Raw genomic sequence first — 18,582 nt, forward strand, 5'->3', positions numbered from 1 at the left:
ATGGATCTACCCAAGCCGTTGATTGGCGTTCTCGACGAGCCCGGTGCCTACCGGGATGCCCTGGCGGAGACCATCGCCCGGGACGGCCTGGCGGTGTTCGCTGCCGAGCGCCTCGAGGATCTGCCCAAGGAGACGGTGTTGGTGGTGGCGCATGCCCAGGCGATACCCAGTCTGGCCTGGTCGAGCCTGACGGAGCGCCTGCCCACTGTGGTGGTGAGCGACTCGCGGCTCGATGCCGATCTGCTGACCGCCGTCGACGTGGGGCTGGTGGATTACGTGGTCGAGCCGATGCGTCATGGGCAGCTGCTGCGGCGCATGATCCGCAAGGCGATCGAGCTACGGCGGTTGGAGGATCAGCGCCAACACGATCGTGAGCGACTCGCCCAGCTCAACGCGCACCTGGAAGAGTTGAACGAGAGCCTGGAGACGCACCTGGCGCTGCTGCGTCTCGACCAGCAGGCCGGTGGGCAGATTCAGCGCAAGCTTCTGCCGCCTCACCCGCAGACCATCGAAGGGGTGACCTGCGATTACTGGCTGATTCCCTCGCTCTACCTGTCGGGAGATTTTCTCGATTTCCAGCGTCTCGATGATCGTCACATTCTTTTCTATTTTGCCGACGTGTCCGGTCACGGGGCCTCTTCTGCCTTCGTCACCGTACTGCTCAAGTACCTGTTCAACCGCTGGCTGGCCGCCTGGGAGGCGGGTCAGCCGGAGGAGATGCCGGCGCGCTGGCTGGCGTCGCTCAACCGGGAATTGCTGGACACCGGGATCGGCAAGCACGCCACCCTGTTCGTTGGGGTCATTGACCGGCAGACCCGCGAGCTTCACTATTCGCTTGGCGCCCAACTGCCGAAGCCACTATTGGTAACAGACGGGACGGTGAGCGAGCTGCCCGGCGAAGGTATGCCGGTTGGCCTGTTTCCCGACGTGGAATATCCACGTTTGACCTATACGCTACCGTCGAACTTCCGGTTATGGTTGTGTTCGGATGGAATACTGGAGTGCCTGCCGGGCGAAACGCTCGACACGCGGCTCAGGGAACTCGAGCAACGTGTTTTGAACTGTGCGACGTTGGAGCGGCTTCGCGACAGCCTGATGCTGGACACTCCCCGCGACATCGATGCCGAAGGGGATGGCGGCGGACAGGAACTGCCCGATGACCTGACGATCATGATGTTGAGCGGATTTGGCAATGATCACGAATGAAGGCCGCGTCAAGGCGGCGTTCGACTCTGGTGTCTTCGTGCTCAAGCTGTGCGGTGACGTACGCTTGACGCTCTGCGCAACCCTCGACAGTCAGGCCCAGCAACTGGCCCGAACGCCGGGGTTGCAGTCGCTGATAATCGATCTGCGCGAGGCCACCAACGTAGATTCCACCGCCCTGGGCTTTCTGGCCAAGGTCGCCATGGCGGTCAAGGATCACATCCTCTACAAGCCTACCATCGTGGTGGACAACCCCGATGTTCAGCGCATGCTCGAAGTGATGGGCTTTTCCCAATTCTTCGCCATGGTCAAAGCGCCGCTCACCGAAACCTGCGAGCTGTGCGATCTGCCTGAAATTCCTGCCGACATGGAAGAGATGCGCAAGCGCATCCTGGAAGCGCACCGGATACTGATGCGCATGAACGAGCACAACCGGGAAGAGTTCCAGCCGCTGGTGGAAATGCTCGAGGCGCAGGAGACCTCAGACTCCCACAAGGATTGAGCTCAGGGGGCGCCCGGACAGAAACCGAGCAGAAACCAAGCCTAGAGCAGACCCGCTTGCGGCCGACATGGCATCGCTGCCATGCCGGCCGCACCTTCGTCGCCAAGCCGCTGCTCAGCCCTGACGCAGCTCACCCAGCAGTTTCTCCAGCTTGCGCTGATCGTCGGCGAACTTGCGAATCCCCTCGGCCAGCTTCTCCGTGGCCATGGCGTCCTCGTTCATCGCCCAGCGGAACTCGGCTTCGTCCTGAGGCTCCGGCGGCGACGTCTCGGCGTCGACCGGCGTCAGACAGCGCTCGAGCCGATCTTGGCGCTCCGCCAGTTCGCTAAGCAGGGCAGGGGAGATGGTCAGGCGGTCGCAGCCGGCCAGAGCCACGATCTCACCGGTATTGCGGAAGCTGGCACCCATCACGATGGTCTTGTAGCCATGCCCCTTGTAGTGCTCGTAGATGCGCTTGACCGACTTCACGCCGGGGTCGTTGTCGCCGCTGAAGTCGGCATCCGGCCACTTGTCGCGATTCCAGTCGAGGATGCGGCCGACGAAAGGCGAGACCAGGGTCACGCCGGCGTCGGCGCAGGCCTGGGCCTGGGCGAAGCTGAACAGCAGCGTCAGGTTGCAGTGGATACCCTCGCGCTCGAGCTGGCGAGCGGCGCGAACGCCTTCCCAAGTCGAGGCGATCTTGATCAGGATGCGCTCGGGGCCGATGCCGTGGCGCTCGTAGCGCTCGATCAGCGAGTGCGCGCGGGCCAGGGTCGCCTCGGTATCGAAGGAGAGCCGGGCGCTGACCTCGGTGGAGACGTAGCCGGGCACGAGACCGCTGATCTCGCTGCCGATCTCCACGGCCACGGCATCCAGCGCATCGTCGATGTCGGTGGCTTGCCGGGCGATCTCTGCCAGCCGCTCGCGCCGGCCCTCGTGTTGGGCAGCCTGCAGAATCAAAGAGGGATTGGTGGTCGCATCGGTGGGTGCAAAGCGACGGATGGCATCGATGTCGCCGGTGTCGGCCACGACGGTACTCATCGTCTTGAGTTGGGTAAGCAGGTCCTCGGCCATGGAACTCCCTTCGTTGGCGTGATGGTTTACGTCACTTTAGCAAGGCGACGCTGCTTTCTGTACCCCGCAGGCGGGGCGATCTTCTTGGATCATGCTAGTATCATTAGCGACCTATCTTTTATCAGACACGCATATGGAGCAGCCTTGACCCTGACGCCTGGACGAGTCTCCCTGCTGGTTGCCATCAATACCGCGCTGGCGCCCTTTGCCATCGATGCCTATCTGCCGGCCATGGGCGTACTGGCGGCCAGCATCGGGGCCAGCATTCACCATACTGAGCTTTCCATCAGCGTGTTCCTGGCCGGTTTCGCCATCGGCCAGCTGCTGTTCGGGCCGGTATCCGACCGGCTGGGACGCAAGCCGGTGCTGCTGTCCGGGCTGGTAGTGTTCCTGCTGGCCAGCCTGATGTTGGCCACGGTTGGTTCGTTGACGGAGCTGCTGGCGTGGCGTTTCGTGCAGGCGCTGGGAGGGGGTGCCTGTGTGGTCAACTCGGCGGCCATCGTGCGCGACTGTTTCAGTGGACGACAGGCGGCCAGCGTCATTTCCACCATGGCCATGATCATGATGCTGGCGCCATTGGTGGCGCCGCTATTCGGTAGCGCCATGCTGTATCTGTCAGGCTGGCGCGTGATCTTCGTCTTCCTGGCGGGCTACGCAGCCTTTCTACTGTGGCTGATGTCCACCAGGCTGCCCGAGACGCGGGACCCGAATCACCCCGTGGCTTCGTTCCCCCAGGTGTTGCGCAACTACGCCAGTGTGATACGCCATCGGGAAGGGCTGGGCTACATCTGCGCGGTGTCGGCCTCGTTCGGCGGCCTGTTCGCCTTCGTCACCGCGTCGCCCTTCGTCTATATGGAGCACTTCGGTCTGTCGCCCGCCACTTATCCCTTCGTGCTGGGGGCCAACGTGATCTTCATCGCGCTTTCCAATCGGCTCAACATTCACCTGCTGAAGTCCCGCACGCCGTTGCAGAATCTCTATCTGGGTCTCGCCATTCAGATGGTGGCGGCGGGAGGCCTGGTGTTGGCTGTAATGACCGGGATGGCATCGCTGCCGGTGGTGGTGGCTCTGGTGATGCTCTATTCGGGCATGATCGGGTTGATTTCGCCCAATGCCATGGCGCTGCTGCTGGATCACTTCGGCCACATGAGCGCCACCGCCACGGCGCTGATGGGAGCGGCCAAGTTCGGCTCCGCGGCGCTGGCTGGGGTGATGGTGGGAGCCTTCGAGATCGAGAGCCTTTGGCCCATGGTGCTGACCATGCTGGCGGCCTCGCTGTTCGGCAACGTCATGCTGTCGCGGCTGACCGGACGCCCCGTGCATGCCTGACGCTTTCCTCCTTTGGCTCGACATGGCGCCGATCACCTGGCTCGGCTGTGCCCTGGTATTGGCGCTAGGGGCCTTCGTCCAGCGTGCCACAGGCTTCGGCCTGGCGGTGGTCGGCGCGCCCCTGCTGCTAATGCTCGAGCCGCGTCTGGTACCGGTGATCCTGGTGCTGTTCGGCTTCACCGTGTCGTTGATGACGGTGCGTCACTACCGTCACGAGGTGCAGATCGGTGAGATCGGCATGGCGCTGATCGGGCGCCTTCCCGGCAATGCCCTGGGCCTGTGGCTGCTGCTCGCCGCCCCCATGGTGCTGCTGGAAAAGCTGATCGCCTTCAGCGTGCTGTTCGCCGTGGCGGTGACGCTGTTTCGTTTCCGCCTGCCGGTCAACCGAGCGAGCTTGTTCGGTGCCGGCGTGGTGTCGGGTATCTTCGGCACCGTGGCGGCCATCGGCGGGCCGCCCATGGTGCTGCTGATGCACGGCCTGTCGCCGGATCGGCTGCGTGGCAATCTGGCGGCCTTCTTCATCATCACTTCCAGCCTGACGCTGATGACTCTGGCGCTGGCCGGTCAGGTACGTCTGTGGCACCTGGGGTTGGCGCTCACCTTTTTGCCGGCGGTGCTGGCCGGCAACGCCCTGGCTGCTCGTATCGCCCACAAGCTAGACCGGCGTCGCCTGCAGGGCGCTTCACTCGCCTTGTGTACGCTGGCGGCTGTGGGGCTGCTGCTGTAATTCGTTACGTTCCGTTCACTTGTCATCTTTCTGCAATCAATTGTCTCCAATATCACTCCTGCGAATGGCCCACGTGCCAAGACGACACTGCCAGGCCGTGGGGTCTGTCGGATCAAAACGCAGAGAGGATCGTGAAGATGAGCTTCAAGAAGAGCACACTGAGCATGGCGATCGCCGCTTCCCTCGCCGCCGGTCTGTCGACCGCCGCCCAGGCCCGCGACACCATCCAGATCGCCGGTTCCTCCACCGTGCTGCCTTTTGCCAGCATCGTTGCCGAGGAGTTCGGTGGCTCCTTCCCGCAGTTCAATACTCCGGTGGTTGGTTCCGGTGGTTCCGGCGGCGGTCTGCGCCAGTTCTGCCAGGGCGTCGGCGAGAACACCATCGACATCGCCAACTCCTCCCGGGCCATCCGCTCCGGCGAGCTCGAGAACTGTGCCGCCAACGGCGTCAACGACGTGCTCGAGGTCATGTTCGGCTATGACGGCATCGTCTTCGCCTCGCGCGCCGACCGCGGTGAGTTCGCCCTGACCCCGCAGCACGTCTTCGCCGCTGCCGCCGCTCAGATTCCTCAGGACGGCCAGCTGGTCGCCAACCCCTATACCCGCTGGTCCGAGATCGACGGCGACCTGCCCGATCAGGAGATCGTGCTGGTCATCCCGGCCTCCAACCACGGCACCCGTGAAGTCTTCGAAGAGAAAGTGCTGCACGCCGGCTGCGACAGCTACGCCGAGATCGAGGGCGATGCCTGTAACAGCCTGCGCGGCGACGGTCGCATCATCGAGATCGCCGGCGATTACACCGAGACCCTGGCGCGTCTGGACGCCCAGGCCGATGCGGTGGGCGTGTTCGGCCTGAGCTTCTACGACCAGAACCGCGACCGCCTGCAAGTGGCCACCGTCGACGGCGTGACGCCGAGCCTGGAGACCATCGGCTCCGGCGAGTATCCCGTGTCGCGCCCGCTGTTCTTCTACGTCAAGGGCGAGCATCTCGACGTGATTCCCGGCCTGGCCGAGTACACCGAGTTCTTCCTCAGCGATGCCATCTCCGGCTTCGGCAGCCCGCTGGAAGACGCCGGTCTGATCCCGATGGATGACGACGAACGTGCCCAGGCGCTGGAGCAGTTCCAGGCGCGCACCGTGGTCTCCGCCGAGTAAGAGGTGCAATAACGGGGAGCGGTAGCCGCCGCTCCCCGACTCGGACGCAAGAGCGCGAGATGGAGAGACGATGAATCTTGTCTTGATCGCTACCGTGTTGATCGTGATGGCCATGGCCTATCAGGTCGGGCTGTCCCGCAGCAGGGCGGTGGCAGACGGTGGGGTGCGGTTGCATTCCCGCCCCGGATATTACGGCGTGCTGGTCGCCCTCTGGTGTGGGCTGCCGGCACTGCTGCTTTTTGGCGTCTGGCTGCTGCTGCAGGACGCCATCGTCGAGGTGCTGGTCGTTCAGCAATTGCCGGCTGAACTTGCCGCATTGAGTGAGCGTGAGATGCAGGTGCTGCTGCGTCGCGTCAGTGCGCTGGCCTCGGGGCAGGGCGTGAGCGGTGAGGTGCAGGCCTATGAGGTGGCCGCCGCCCAGCAGATGGCCCGTCTCGAAAGCATGGGACGGCTGGCCATGATTGCGGCAATGGCCGTGCTGGCCGTCGTGGGCCTGGTCTCGGCGCAGCGGCGCGTTTCGCCGCAGCTGCGTGCACGCAACCACGTCGAACGTGTGATCACGGCACTGCTGGCGCTGAGTTCCGGCGTCGCCATCCTCACCACGGTGGGTATCGTGCTGTCGCTGGTGGGCGAGGCGCTCCACTTCTTCCGCTACATCAGTCCGGCAGAGTTCTTCTTCGGCACCGTATGGAATCCCCGTTTCAGCACGTCCGGGCTAGGCCAGCAGGGCGAGTTCGGGCTGTTGCCGCTGCTGTGGGGTACGCTCATGGTCAGCGCCATCGCGCTGCTGGTGGCGATACCGCTGGGACTGATGACGGCCATCTACATGGCGGAGTATGCACCGCCGTGGCTGCGCAATGTGGCCAAGCCGATCATCGAGGTATTGGCCGGCATCCCGACCATCGTTTACGGCTTCTTCGCCCTGATCGTGATCGGCCCGTTCCTGTCCGGGCTGGGCGACATGCTGGGGATCGGCATCCGTGCCACCAGCGCGCTGACGGCGGGCCTGGTGATGGGGATCATGATCATTCCCTTCGTCTCTTCGCTCTCCGACGACATCATCACTCAGGTGCCGAAGTCGCTGCGCGACGGCGCCCTGGGGCTCGGTGCTACCAAGTCGGAGATGATCCGCCAGGTCGTGCTTCCCGCCGCGCTGCCGGGCATCGTCGGTGCCTTCCTGCTGGCCGCCAGCCGGGCCATCGGCGAGACCATGATCGTGGTGCTGGCTGCCGGCAACAATCCGGTGCTGCATGCCAACCCTTTCGAGGCCATCTCCACCATCACCGTGACCATCGTCAACCAGTTGACCGGCGACATGGACTTCTCCAGCCCGCAGTCGCTGGTGGCGTTCGCGCTCGGTCTCACGCTGTTCGTCATCACCCTGGGGCTCAATGTGATTGCTCTGGTGGTGGTACGTAAATACCGTCAGCAATATGAGTGACGCCCTGTGACCGCTACCAATTTTGACATTGCCGATACCCGACGCCGTGCACGGCTCGATACCATCCAGCGTTCACTGAACGCCCGGCATGCCCGCGAGCGTCGCTTCAGGTTCATGGGGCTGGCTGCCGTCGTCACCGGCCTGGTGCTGGTGGCGATTCTGTTCACCAGCATCCTGGCACGCGGGCTACCGGCCTTCTGGCAGGCCACCCTCTATCTCGACGTCTACCTCGACCCCGGGGTCATCCAGGTGGACGAGCGGCCGGTGCGCCAAGCAGGGGAGAGCCCGGCCCAGTTTCGTGAGCGCGAACTCGCCTGGTTGAATCAACTTGGCCTGGTCAACTGGAATGCGCTGATCGACGAGGCGCTCAAGGCCCATCTGCCGGGAGAGGTCGAGTCGCGCCAGGCGCGTGACCTGCGCGCCCTGGTGGCCAGCGGTGAGCGCTTCGCGCTGCGTGAGCGGGTGGCCGCGAACCCTGAGCTGATCGGTCAGACCATCAACGTCAAGATGCTGGCCAGTGCCAACGTGGACGTCTGGCTGAAGGGCAACATCGATCGCAACCTTCCGGATCACCGCCAGCAGCTGAGCGCCCAGACCCGCGAGTGGGCGGATCATCTGGAAGCGCAGGGAGTAATTCGCAACGCCTTCAGCACGGCGCTGTTCCTCAATACCGATTCGCGCAGCTCGCCGGCCTCGGCTGGTCTGGCCGGTGCCTTCATGGGCTCGCTGTTCATGATGCTGATCGTCATTGCCTTGTCGATACCGTTGGGGGTGGCCAGTGCCATCTACCTCGAGGAGTTCGCGCCCAGGAACCGCCTGACCGATCTCATCGAGATCAACATCAACAACCTGGCGGCAGTGCCTTCGATCATCTTCGGCCTGCTGGGGGCGGCGATCTTCATCGGCTATCTGCGTCTGCCGCTTTCCGCGCCGCTGGTGGGCGGCCTGGTACTCACTCTGATGACGCTGCCCACCATCATCATCGCCACGCGAGCGGCACTGCGCTCGATTCCACCCTCGATTCGCCAGGCGGCCCTGGGTATCGGCGCCTCGCGGGTGCAGACGGTGTTCCATCACGTACTGCCCCTGGCGCTGCCGGGCATCCTCACCGGCTCGATCCTGGGCGTGGCCCAGGCGCTGGGGGAAACGGCGCCGCTGCTGCTCATCGGCATGAACGCCTTCGTCGCCAACGTGCCCAGCTCGCCCGTGGACCAGGCCACGGCGCTGCCGGTGCAGATCTACCTGTGGCAAGGCAACGAACTACGCAACTTCTTCGAGGCGCGCACTTCCGCAGCCATCATCGTGCTGCTGGGCTTGATGCTGAGCCTCAATGCGACGGCCATCTGGCTGCGCAAGAAATTCGAGACGAGGTGGTAACCATGACTGTATCCGTCACCGTACCCACGGCCATGAACAAGCGCACTGCCCAGGCAGCCAACGTCAAGATGAGCGCCCGCGGCGTCAAGGTGTTCTACGGCGAGAACGAGGCGCTGCACGGTATCGATCTCGACATCATGGAGCATGAGGTGGTGGCCTTCATCGGCCCCTCGGGCTGCGGCAAGTCGACCTTCCTGCGCTGCCTGAACCGCATGAACGATACCATTGCGGGGAGTCGCGTCGAGGGCCAGGTGACCCTCGACGGCAACGACATCTACGACCCCTCGCTCGACGTGGTGCTGCTGCGTGCGCAGGTCGGCATCGTGTTTCAGAAGCCCAACCCCTTCCCCAAGTCGATCTACGAGAACATCGCCTACGGCCCCCGCCTGCACGGCCTGGCTCGGCGGCGTGCCGAACTCGACGACATCGTCGAGAGCAGCCTGCGGCGTGCCGGGCTGTGGGACGAAGTGAAGGATCGCTTGGATCAGCCCGGTACCAGTCTCTCCGGCGGACAGCAGCAGCGTCTGTGCATTGCGCGCACCATCGCGGTGAGCCCCGAGGTGATCCTGATGGATGAGCCCTGCTCGGCGCTCGATCCCATCGCCACGGGCAAGATCGAGCAGCTCATCGACGAGCTGAGCGAGAGCTACACCATCGTCATGGTGACCCACAACATGCAGCAGGCGGCGCGGGTGGCGCACAAGACGGCCTTCTTCCACCTCGGCGACCTGGTCGAGGTAGGCGATACCGACGACATCTTCACCAACCCGCGCGAACAGCGCACCCACGACTACATTACCGGTCGCTTCGGCTGATCGAGGTGAGGTGAGTACAGTGAAACCGTATCGGGTTCTCTTTCTCTGCAACGCCAACTCCGCCCGTTCGTTGATGGCCGAGGCGCTGCTCAACCATATTGAAGGCGAGCGGATCGTCGCCTTCAGTGCCGGGGTCGAGCCCGATCGACCCCATGAACTCACGCTCGAAGCGCTTCACCATCTGGGTATCGGCACCGAAGGGCTGGCCAGCGAGCCGCTGGAGCGCTATGCCGGGGAGTATTTCGACTCGGTCATCGTGCTGTGCGAGAAAGCCCAGCAGAGCTGCCGTGAGTGGCAGGGCCAGGCCGGCGAAGTGGTCTTCTGGGACATTCCCGACCCCCGCCTGAGTGACGACCCCAATGCCTACCGCAAGACGCTACGGGAGATCCGCGGGCGCCTTCAACTGTGGGTGGATGCCAAGCTGCGCAAGCTGGGTTGATTCGCCTGCACGGACGGGGCTTCACTTGGTTAGAATGGGGTTTCGTCCCTGCCGCTGGAGACTGCCGGTGCCCGAGCTGGATCCCGTTCGCCTCTTCAAATGCCTCGCCGACGAGACCCGTTTGACGCTGACCCTGCTGATTCGTGAGGAGGGGGAGCTGTGCGTCTGCGAAATGACCCATGCTCTGAAGGAGTCCCAGCCCAAGGTCTCGCGGCACCTGGCGCAGCTGCGGACCTGTGGGCTTCTCAGTGATCGTCGTGAAGGCCAGTGGGTCTACTACCGGGTTTCCGATGAGCTGCCGGGCTGGGTGGCCGAGGTGCTGGCGGCGGCGGAGAAAGGAGAGGCGCCGCGCCTGGTTGAGCTGCAGCGGCGCCTGCAGGGCATGGGCAATCGGCCCGAGCGGCTCGCCGCCCTCTGCTAGGCCGGTACGAAAACCCCGGGAGGCCTCAAGTCTGCCGTGCCGGCGCGGGCTCGGTCGAGCTGCTCACGCCACGCAGCGCCCACAGGCCGAGGATCGGTCCCGGCAACAGCCACCAAAGTACCCAGAGCTCCTGCAGCGACCACAGCGTGGTGGTCAGCGAGATGGCGGGAATGGTGAGCGCGAAGCCGATGGCGTTCATCACTGCCAGCGTGGAGCCGACCCGCTCGCGTGGGGCGGCCGCTGCTGCCAGGGCGGAGAACTGCGGCGAGTCGGCGATCACCGTGAGGCCCCACAGGAACAGCAGTCCCAACAGCAGGCCCGGCGGTGCCCAGGCCAGCAGCGGGTAGGTCAGGCAGAGCGCGCCGGAGGCCGTCAGTGCCCAGCGAGCCACCCACAGGCTGCCCAGCCGCCGGCTCAGCGCACCGCCCCCCACGCAGCCCGCCAGTCCCAGCGCAATGATGCCGAAGGCAAGCCACGCCACCAGATCGGTGGAGGCCATGAGCCGTTCGACTTCGCGCATGACCAGGAAGGGCGTCAGCATCCAGAAGGCGTAGAGTTCCCAGCAGTGACCGAAGTAACCGCCGGCCACGGCGCGAAAGCGTTTTGCGCCCAAGGCGGCGAGGCCTTCGGAAAGCCGCGCCTTGCCCGCGGAAGGCGGCAGGTGCGGGCCGTCGCCGAGCCGCAGCACCATGGCGCCGCCCAGCAGGGCCAGCAGCGAGGCGCCCAGCAGCGGCCACTCCCACGGCATGCCCAGGGTACTGCCACGCAGCAAGTGGGGCAGGGCGGTGCCTAGGGTGAGCATACCTACCAGCCAGGAGAGCGCCGCTCCGGTGTGCTTGGGCGTCCAGCCGATCACCAGCTTCATGCCCAGCGGATAGATGCCGGCCAGGCATAGCCCGGTGGCAAAGCGCAGCAGCACCGCCAGCGGAAACTGGGTAGCCGCCAGCACGAAGGCGGCGTTGACCAGCGCGCCCGCCAGGCAGGAGGCGGCGAAGATACGACTGGCGCGAAAGCGGTCGGCAAGTCCGGTCGCAGCGATGCACAGCGTGCCGCAGATGAAGCCCGCCTGCACGGCGAGTGTCAGCCTGCCGAGATCGACCTCGGAGAAGCCGAGATCCCGCGACAGCGAGAGCCCCACGCCGTTGACGGAGAACCACAGCGAGGTGCCGCACAGCTGGGCAAGCACGATGACGGTAAGGGCATGGCGATACAGTGAGTTGGTGTTCATGCCAGCATACTCAACGCGCCCGTTCGGTGAGGCAAGCCGTCATTCGTCTTGGTGGGGTCATGCCCCGGCAGCGGTGAACCTGTGTCGGGTGCGGTTGGCGATGCGCACCAGAGCCAGCATCAACGGCACCTCCACCAGTACCCCCACCACCGTGGCCAACGCCGCGCCGGACTGCAGGCCGAACAGCGCGATGGCCACCGCCACCGCCAGTTCGAAGAAATTGCTGGCGCCGATCATGGCGCCGGGAGCGGCCACGTTGTGCGGCACCTTCCAGGCCTGGGCCCAGCCATAGGCGATGAAGAAGATCAGAAAGGTCTGCACGATCAGCGGAATGGCGATCAGCACGATGTGCAGCGGGTTGGCGAGAATCACGTCGCCCTGGAAGGCGAACAGCAGCACCAGGGTGACGATCAGGCCGATGGGAGTGATCGGTCCGATCCGCTTCATGAAGACGTCGTCGTACCACGCGCTGCCGCGGCGGGCGATCAGGGTGCGGCGCGTCAGATACCCTGCAGTGAGCGGAATGACGATATAGAGGAAGACCGACAGCGCCACGGTGTCCCATGGCACCTGGATGTTGGAAACGCCGAGCAGCAGAACCACGATGGGGGCGAAGGCGAACAGCATGATCAGGTCGTTGAGCGAGACCTGTACCAGGGTGTAGGCGGCGTCGCCGCGGGTCAGGGTGCTCCAGACGAAGACCATGGCAGTGCAGGGCGCGGCGCCCAGCAGGATCGCCCCGGCCAGGTATTGCTGGGCCAGCGGCTCGGGGATCCATGGCCGGAACAGCACCATCAGGAAGAACCAGGCGATGGCGAACATGGTGAAGGGCTTGATCAGCCAGTTCACCGTGGTGGTGATGACCAGCCCCTTGGGCTGGCGGCGAACGCCGAGTACTGCGGCAAAATCGATCTGCGCCATCATCGGGAAGATCATGGCCCAGATCAGAATGGCCACCGGAATCGATACCTGGGCGACCTCGAATCGTGCCAACGTCTCGGGTACGGTCGGGGCGAACTGGCCAAGCAGTACGCCCGCGACGATGGCCAATGCCACCCACACGGAGAGAAATCGCTCGAAGCGTCCCATGCCTTCGGCAGTGGAGGGCGCCTGGGTGAGAGTGTCGTTGGGCATGTGTCGCTCCTGCGCGGGAAGGGCTTGGCGAAAGATATATGGTTTTCCATATATGGGCAACGCCAGCCAGCGTGTCGAACCCGGCGCCTGCGCTGTTATGATTCAGCCATCACCGATGATGGGGAAGCGATTTGGGCTCGACCGAACCTCTGCGGCTCGCTGGCGTCGGCATCGGCGCGCTGAGCGAAATCGATCTCGAGATAGCGCCCGGCGAGATCGGCTGCCTTTCCGGTGCCAGCGGCTCGGGCAAGAGCCGGCTGCTGCGCGCCGTGGCCGATCTCGAGCCTCACGATGGCGAGGTGTGGCTGGGCGAGCAGGCCCAGTCGCAAATGCCGGGGCATGTCTGGCGTCGCCAGGTGATGCTGTTGCCGGCCGAGAGCCACTGGTGGGAGGATCGAGTAGGGGAGCACTTTGCCAAGCGCCCTGCAGAAAGCGAGCTCGCGGTGCTGGGCTTCACGCCCGATACCCTGGAGTGGCAGGTGAGCCGTCTCTCCACCGGCGAGAAGCAGCGCCTTGGCTTGCTGCGGGCGGTGAGCCTCGAACCGCGAGTGCTGCTGCTCGACGAGCCGACCGCCAACCTGGATGACGCCACCAGCGCGCGGGTGGAGGCCTGGCTGGTCGATCGCATCCGCTCCCGCGGCTGGCCGACCCTGTGGGTGGCCCACGACCGCGCCCAGATTGCTCGGGTGGCCAGTCATCACTGGCGGATTGCCGGAGCGCGGCTCGAGGAGTTGGAACCCGCATGAGCGTGATCGAGCTCTCCTGGTGGCAGCTGGCGCTGGCGGCACTGATGGTGGTGGCGCTTGCCGCATGCACCGCTGCCATGCGGTTGGGCATGAGTCGCAGCCTTTTGATTGCGGCGCTGCGAACCGTCATTCAGCTGGCGCTGGTGGGCCTGGTGCTGGAGGCGCTGTTCGCCGCCGAACGGCTGGTGTGGGTGGTGCTGATGGCGCTGGCGATGCTGCTGATCGCCGGACGCGAGGTGATGGCGCGCCAGAAGCGCCGGCTGCTGGGCGGCTGGGCCTTCGGCATCGGCACGCTGTCGATGTTTCTCTCCTCGTTCACCGTGGCCGTGCTGACGCTGACCGTGATCATCGGCCCCGAGCCCTGGTACCTGCCGCAGTACGCCATTCCGCTGCTGGGCATGCTGCTCGGCAACACCATGACCGGCGTCGCCCTGGCGCTGGATCGGCTGACCGATACCGCCTGGCGCCAGCGCGGCGTGATCGAGAACCGGCTGATGCTCGGCCAGCCCTGGCAGGAAGCGATCGGCGACATTCGTCGCGAGGCGATGCGCAGTGGGCTGATGCCGATGATCAACGCCATGGCCGCGGCCGGGGTGGTCAGCCTGCCGGGCATGATGACCGGCCAGATCCTCGCCGGCACCGCGCCGGGTCTGGCGGTGAAGTACCAGATCCTGATCATGTTCGCGATCACGCTGGGCACCGGCTTTGGCACCCTGGCGGCGGTCTCGGCGGGCAGCCGCCGGCTGTTCGATTCCCGCGAGCGGCTGCGGCTGGACCGGCTTTCGAGCCCACGAACCTAGGCTCTGCACGAAAACTGTCTGCGCTCGCCCATACGGCGTTAAAAATCGGCTCAAAGTACTCATTTACACCCCGTAAACTCCGTCTTTGGACTCGCGACATCCCTGTCGCTCGCTCTTCGAGCAGCGGGGCTGCCCAAATCGGCTTCCCTGCCGATTTGTCGCCGATTTTTGCCTTGCGACCCACATGGATGTGGGAAGTGCGTTGGCCCGTAGGGAACGGGCCTAGCCCTGGCCATCGCTCGCCGACTTTTCGTACAAAGCCTAACCCAATGGCGGCCCAACACCTGCACATGAAAACGCCCGCCTTCGTAGAGAAGGCGGGCGTTGTCGATGCGGCGCTCGATCAACCGATCAGCTTCTAATCCACGAGTTCGATGGCCACCGCGGTGGCTTCGCCGCCGCCGATGCACAGGCTGGCGATACCGCGCTTGCCGCCTTTGGTGCGCAGGGCGTGGATCAGGGTGGCAATGATGCGCGACCCGGTGGAGCCGATGGGGTGGCCCTGGGCGCAGGCGCCGCCGAAGACGTTGACCTTGTCGTGCGGAATGTCGAGTCCGTCCATGGCCAGCAGCGTGACCACGGCAAAGGCCTCGTTGATTTCGAACAGATCGACGTCGGCCACGCCCCAGCCGAGCTTCTTCATCAGCTTGTCGATGGCGCCCACCGGGGCGATGGTGAACTCGCTGGGGTGCTGGGAGTGGGTGCTGTGACCCAGCATGCGCGCCAGCGGCTTGCTGCCAAGCCGGTCGGCGGCGGCCTGGCTGGCCAGGATCAGTGCCGAGGCGCCGTCGGAGATGGAGCTCGAGTTGGCCGCGGTGATGGTCCCGTCCTTGGCGAAGGCGGGGCGCAGCTGACGGATCTTGTCGAGCTTGGCCTGGAACGGCTGCTCATCGTGCTCGACCATGCTCTCGCCCTGACGGCTGGTGACGGTGACCGGGGCCATCTCGGCCGCGAGGTGGCCGGCATTGGTGGCCGCCATGGCCCGCTCCAGCGAGGCGATGGCGAAGTCGTCCAGGCGCTCGCGGGAATAGCCGCGCTGGCTGGCGATATCCTGAGCGAACACGCCCATCAACTTGCCGGTTTCGGCGTCTTCCAGGCCGTCGAGGAACATGTGATCCTTCAGCTCGCCATGGCCCAGACGGTAGCCGGTGCGCGCCTTGGTCAGCACGTGGGGGGCGTTGGACATCGACTCCATGCCGCCGGCGAGGATCACCTCGCCGCTGCCGGCGCGGATCAGGTCGTGGGCCAGCATGGCGGCCTTCATGCCCGAGCCGCACAGCTTGTTGATGGTGGTGGCGCCGATGCCATCGGGAATGCCGGCCTGGCGCATGGCCTGGCGAGCCGGACCCTGCTTGACGCCACCCGGCAGCACGCAGCCCATGATGCCTTCATCGATGCTGCCGGCCTCGATGCCGGCACGCTCGATGGCGGCGCGAATCGCCGTGGCGGCGAGCTCGGGTGCCGTGAGACTGGCCAGGCTGCCCAGCATGCCGCCCATGGGCGTGCGGGTAGCGGAAAGGAAGACGATGTCGTTGGGGCTGCTCATGGTGGCGGTCTCCTGGTATTACTGGGTGATTTGTCGTTGTCGTGAGCCGGCCTGGTGCCAAGGCCGTCTCTTGCATGTATTCACACGTTCTCGCAGCGCCGTCTCGACGCTGGTTGCGTTGACCTCTTTGCGCTGCTGTGTTCTTCTCAACATCAACCAAGCAAGCGCTAGTGTAAACCCGATGAATGTCGTTAACGAGTCCCCACGCCGTAAGGAATTGACCCGTCTGGCCGCGCAATTGTTCGTCCAGGAGGGGTTCGACCGTACCACGGTGCGCATGCTGGCCCAGGAGATGGGCATCAAGTCCGGCAGCCTGTTCCACCACTTCCGCGACAAGCAGGAGATCCTCGCCGCCGTCATCGAGGAGGGCACCCAGAACGCCCTGGCGCTGGCGCGTCAGGCGCTGGAAGAGTGCGGCGACTCGGCCGACGAACGGCTGCATGCCATGGCCAGGGCGCATCTGCAGACGCTGCTGACCGACCGCAACGCCCATGTCGTCGCGCTCTACGAGTGGCGGCGGCTGGATGCCGCATCACGGGACCATCTCAGCCACCTGCGCGATGCCTACGAAGAGCTGTGGGAGCAGGTCATCGACGAGGCTCTGGAGGCCGGTCTGATACACGGCGACCGTTTTCTCGTCTCGCGCTTCGTCATGGGGGCGCTCAACTGGACGGTGCGCTGGTACGACCCCGAAGGCGCACGCAAACCCGAAGACCTGGCCCATGAGCTGGTCGCGATGATCACCACCTCAGCCCACACCCCGCCTGGGCAGTCGACCAAGGTCTAGCCCTTCCCCCTCGTTCGAGGGGTTGCCCCGCCCTGAGTTTGCTTCTAGGTTGTACCTAGCGCTTGCTAGGTTGACGCTTACGTCAACTGCATATAAGCAGATGAGATCCAAGCGGAATGGAACGGCGAACCGGCCTCGACACTGGCGAAGCGTCGGGGTGGCGCTTCAACAACAAGCACAATCAGGCACAAGAGGGCAGTCAATGAGCACGCAATCGCTTCCCGAGTATCCCGCCTTTATGGAGCGCTTCTCCATCGACGAGGTCATTGCAGGTCTCGACGACCACGGCGATGGCAAGTTCAACGCTTTCGAATCCTGCTGCGGCCGCCACCTGCGCGCCGGTCGTGGAGAGGTGGTGGCGCTGGTGCATGAGGATACCCAAGGCAACGTCAACCGGCGTACCTATGCCGAGCTGGAAGTCGAGAGTGCCAGGCTCGCCGGCTGGTTCGCCGAGCGCGGTCTGGGCGTGGGCGACCGCATCGCCTGTATGCTGCCGCGTTCCCCCGAGCTGCTGGTGGCGGTACTGGCCACCTGGCGCATCGGGGCGGTCTATCAGCCGCTGTTTACCGCCTTCGGCCCCGATGCCGTCGACTACCGCCTCGGCCGGGCCGATACCAAGCTGGTGATCACCGACCATGCCAACCGCTTCAAGTTCGACGGACTCTCCCAGTGTCCGCCGGTGCTGGCCGTGGGCGGGCCGAGCGAAGGACACGACGACGATCTCGACTGGGGCGAGGCGCTCTCGCACTCGCCGATCCAGGCCACTCCGCCGCGGCTTTCGCCGGAGGCGCCGTTCCTGCAGATGTTCACCTCGGGCACCGTGGGCAAACCCAAGGGAGTGGCGGTGCCGCTCTCCGGCATGCCGGCCTTCGCCATCTATATGAAGCTGGCCATCGACCTGCGCGAGAGCGATCGCTTCTGGAACATGGCCGATCCGGGCTGGGCCTACGGGCTCTACTACGCCATAGCCGGACCGCTGCTGCTGGGGGTGACCACGCACTTCTGCGAGGCGGGCTTCAGTGCCGAAGGGGCGCTCGACTTCATGCGTCGGCACCGCATCACCAACTTCGCCGCTGCACCCACCGCCTATCGCCTGATGAAGGCCTCGGGGTTGTTCGACTGCGCCCACGAGAGCCTCGACCTGCGCGTGGCCAGCTCTGCCGGTGAACCGCTCAACACCGAAGTGGTGACCTGGGTCGAGCGCTCGCTGGGCTGTCCGGTGATGGATCACTACGGTCAGACCGAGACCGGCATGACCTGCTGCAACCATCATGCGCTCGGGCATCCCAAGCACGTTGGGGCCATGGGCGTGCCCATGCCCGGCTATCGCCTGGCCATTCTCGACGCCGAGTACAACGAGCTGCCGCCAGGCGAGCCGGGCGTGCTGGCGGTGGACATCGAGCGCTCGCCGGCGCACTTCTTCCAAGGCTATACCTGGCAGGAGAAGCACCCCTTCGCCAAGGGCTACTACCTGACCGGCGACGTGGTGATCCGCAACGAGGACGGCACCTTCCAGTTCGCCGGGCGTGACGACGACATCATCACCACCGCCGGCTACCGCGTGGGCCCCACCGACGTGGAGAACACCGTGCTCACGCATCCGGCAGTGGCGGAGTCCGCCGCGGTGGGCCAGCCTGACGAGATTCGCGGCGAGATCATCAAGTCCTATGTGGTGCTGCGCGAGGGCTTCGAGGCCAGCGACGAGCTGGCCGACGAGATTCGTCAGCGGGTTCGCGAACGGCTCTCCACCCACGCCTTCCCGCGGGTGATCGAATTCGTCGAGGCCCTGCCCAAGACGCCCAGCGGCAAGATTCAGCGCTTCAAGCTGCGCGCCGATGCCGCCGAGAAGGCGGAGGAGGCAGCCAAATGAACCGGGAGAC

The 18,582-nt window shown here is 65.0% G+C and carries 18 protein-coding genes; 14 read left to right on the forward strand and 4 right to left on the reverse strand.

The annotated features are described in order from the left end of the window. A complete protein-coding gene (locus HOP53_RS01105) occupies positions 1-1,206 on the forward strand; it encodes a PP2C family protein-serine/threonine phosphatase (protein WP_234268256.1) in 1,206 nt (401 codons plus the stop codon). Beyond that, the gene (locus HOP53_RS01110; RefSeq protein WP_234268258.1) at positions 1,193-1,705 is read left to right on the forward strand and encodes an STAS domain-containing protein; all 513 of its coding nucleotides are present in this window, start codon (positions 1,193-1,195) and stop codon (positions 1,703-1,705) included. Before HOP53_RS01105 ends, HOP53_RS01110 begins: the two co-directional genes overlap by 14 nt. Before the next feature lie 114 nt (positions 1,706-1,819). Here the strand turns inward: HOP53_RS01110 and tal are convergent, their stop codons facing one another. Then, entirely contained in the window at positions 1,820-2,758 is a 939-nt protein-coding gene (gene tal / locus HOP53_RS01115) for a transaldolase (RefSeq protein WP_234268259.1), read from the reverse strand. 144 nt (positions 2,759-2,902) lie between these two features. Between tal and HOP53_RS01120 the strand changes: the two genes are divergently transcribed. The 8 genes from HOP53_RS01120 to HOP53_RS01155 all read left to right on the forward strand — a co-directional run bounded on the left by HOP53_RS01120 (position 2,903) and on the right by HOP53_RS01155 (position 10,461). Then, on the forward strand, positions 2,903-4,087 hold the full coding sequence (locus HOP53_RS01120) for a multidrug effflux MFS transporter (RefSeq protein ID WP_234268260.1): 1,185 nt from the start codon (positions 2,903-2,905) through the stop codon (positions 4,085-4,087). Further along, positions 4,080-4,814: a sulfite exporter TauE/SafE family protein gene (locus HOP53_RS01125; protein WP_234268261.1), complete on the forward strand. Its 735-nt coding sequence runs from the start codon at positions 4,080-4,082 to the stop codon at positions 4,812-4,814. Before HOP53_RS01120 ends, HOP53_RS01125 begins: the two co-directional genes overlap by 8 nt. A gap of 137 nt (positions 4,815-4,951) precedes the next feature. After that, positions 4,952-5,968, forward strand: a complete 1,017-nt coding sequence (locus HOP53_RS01130; RefSeq protein ID WP_234268262.1) for a substrate-binding domain-containing protein — start codon at positions 4,952-4,954, stop codon at positions 5,966-5,968. Between the two features lie 70 nt (positions 5,969-6,038). After that, positions 6,039-7,409, forward strand: a complete 1,371-nt coding sequence (gene pstC / locus HOP53_RS01135; RefSeq protein WP_234268263.1) for a phosphate ABC transporter permease subunit PstC — start codon at positions 6,039-6,041, stop codon at positions 7,407-7,409. A gap of 6 nt (positions 7,410-7,415) precedes the next feature. Beyond that, positions 7,416-8,786, forward strand: a complete 1,371-nt coding sequence (pstA, locus tag HOP53_RS01140) for a phosphate ABC transporter permease PstA (protein ID WP_234268264.1) — start codon at positions 7,416-7,418, stop codon at positions 8,784-8,786. A gap of 2 nt (positions 8,787-8,788) precedes the next feature. Continuing rightward, the gene (pstB, locus tag HOP53_RS01145; RefSeq protein ID WP_010627912.1) at positions 8,789-9,601 is read left to right on the forward strand and encodes a phosphate ABC transporter ATP-binding protein PstB; all 813 of its coding nucleotides are present in this window, start codon (positions 8,789-8,791) and stop codon (positions 9,599-9,601) included. A gap of 19 nt (positions 9,602-9,620) precedes the next feature. Next, entirely contained in the window at positions 9,621-10,040 is a 420-nt protein-coding gene (locus HOP53_RS01150; RefSeq protein WP_010627913.1) for an arsenate reductase ArsC, read from the forward strand. 34 nt (positions 10,041-10,074) lie between these two features. Then, positions 10,075-10,461 (forward strand): metalloregulator ArsR/SmtB family transcription factor, encoded by a 387-nt coding sequence (locus HOP53_RS01155; protein ID WP_234268266.1) that lies wholly within the window; start codon positions 10,075-10,077, stop codon positions 10,459-10,461. A 25-nt stretch (positions 10,462-10,486) separates the two neighbouring features. Here HOP53_RS01155 and HOP53_RS01160 read toward each other — a convergent pair whose 3' ends face one another. Together HOP53_RS01160 and arsB are read right to left on the reverse strand one after the other, a co-directional pair. Then, the gene (locus HOP53_RS01160) at positions 10,487-11,689 is read right to left on the reverse strand and encodes an MFS transporter (protein ID WP_234268267.1); all 1,203 of its coding nucleotides are present in this window, start codon (positions 11,687-11,689) and stop codon (positions 10,487-10,489) included. A 57-nt stretch (positions 11,690-11,746) separates the two neighbouring features. After that, entirely contained in the window at positions 11,747-12,823 is a 1,077-nt protein-coding gene (gene arsB, locus HOP53_RS01165; RefSeq protein ID WP_234268268.1) for an ACR3 family arsenite efflux transporter, read from the reverse strand. A 131-nt stretch (positions 12,824-12,954) separates the two neighbouring features. Here arsB and HOP53_RS01170 point away from each other — a divergent pair, with 131 nt between their 5' ends. Together HOP53_RS01170 and HOP53_RS01175 are read left to right on the forward strand one after the other, a co-directional pair. After that, the gene (locus HOP53_RS01170) at positions 12,955-13,569 is read left to right on the forward strand and encodes an ABC transporter ATP-binding protein (protein WP_234268269.1); all 615 of its coding nucleotides are present in this window, start codon (positions 12,955-12,957) and stop codon (positions 13,567-13,569) included. Beyond that, positions 13,566-14,369 carry an ABC transporter permease gene (locus HOP53_RS01175; protein ID WP_234268270.1) on the forward strand — a complete coding sequence of 268 codons (804 nt, stop codon included), beginning with the start codon at positions 13,566-13,568 and terminating at the stop codon, positions 14,367-14,369. The genes HOP53_RS01170 and HOP53_RS01175 overlap by 4 nt, the downstream gene beginning before the upstream one ends. 358 nt (positions 14,370-14,727) lie before the next feature. Here HOP53_RS01175 and HOP53_RS01180 read toward each other — a convergent pair whose 3' ends face one another. Next, complete coding sequence (locus HOP53_RS01180; RefSeq protein ID WP_234268272.1) at positions 14,728-15,915, reverse strand: acetyl-CoA C-acyltransferase; 1,188 nt, start codon at positions 15,913-15,915, stop codon at positions 14,728-14,730. Between the two features lie 181 nt (positions 15,916-16,096). Between HOP53_RS01180 and HOP53_RS01185 the strand changes: the two genes are divergently transcribed. Beyond that, positions 16,097-16,702, forward strand: coding sequence for a TetR/AcrR family transcriptional regulator (locus tag HOP53_RS01185; RefSeq protein ID WP_086508402.1), 606 nt, complete (start codon positions 16,097-16,099; stop codon positions 16,700-16,702). A gap of 202 nt (positions 16,703-16,904) precedes the next feature. Beyond that, on the forward strand, positions 16,905-18,572 hold the full coding sequence (locus tag HOP53_RS01190) for an AMP-binding protein (RefSeq protein ID WP_234268274.1): 1,668 nt from the start codon (positions 16,905-16,907) through the stop codon (positions 18,570-18,572). The last annotated feature ends 10 nt before the right edge of the window (positions 18,573-18,582 follow it).

Origin of the sequence: Billgrantia ethanolica (assembly GCF_021404305.1) — a bacterium.
In the GTDB taxonomy this organism is placed as follows: Bacteria; Pseudomonadota; Gammaproteobacteria; order Pseudomonadales; family Halomonadaceae; genus Halomonas; species Halomonas ethanolica.